This window comes from Pseudoalteromonas porphyrae (assembly GCF_001298125.1).
Lineage (GTDB): Bacteria > Pseudomonadota > Gammaproteobacteria > Enterobacterales > Alteromonadaceae > Pseudoalteromonas > Pseudoalteromonas neustonica.
Genome location: NZ_LHPH01000101.1, coordinates 1 through 546, shown reverse-complemented (window position 1 = coordinate 546; position 546 = coordinate 1). Strand labels below are relative to the sequence as shown.

Here is a 546-nt window from a genome sequence, read left to right as displayed (position 1 = left end):
ACACCGTCTTTATAAAGCGCAGGCTGCGTCTGCGTGATGGTATAACCACTGGCGTTTGAAGCAAATAAATTAGCGAACGTGTATTCACCCTGCGCATTCGTTTGCGTCGTTAACGAGATTCTTGAACCGAAGATATTTTTACCCGTTAAGGTAATATCGACATTCGCTAATAACGTGTCGTTACCTGCAATCGTGCCATCTTGGTTTTCATCAAAATACACACGCCCTGAAATAGTCGCTGTATCTGGATTTTGCTCTGTGAAGTCAACAAGCTGATTGCTTGTAGAAAGCATAACAATAACCGTATCTGTTAAATCAGAGCCTGCTATAGCACCCGAGCTGTTACGCTCAACACCGTCTTTATAAAGCGCAGGTTGCGTTTGAGTTACTGTGTAACCATTATCATCTGAAGCAAATAAACTCGCGAACGTGTATTCACCCTGCGTATTCGTTTGCGTCGTTAACGAGATTGTTGAACCGAAGATATTTTTACCCGTTAAGGTAATGCCTACATCGGCTAATAATTTGTCGTTATCAGCAATGGTG

The 546-nt window shown here is 42.5% G+C and carries 1 protein-coding gene; it reads right to left on the bottom strand.

Annotated elements, in window-relative coordinates; all coding sequences use genetic code 11:
- Positions 1 to 546 (bottom strand): SdrD B-like domain-containing protein (locus ADS77_RS21380; protein ID WP_152960672.1); only part of this gene is annotated, 546 nt, incomplete at both ends.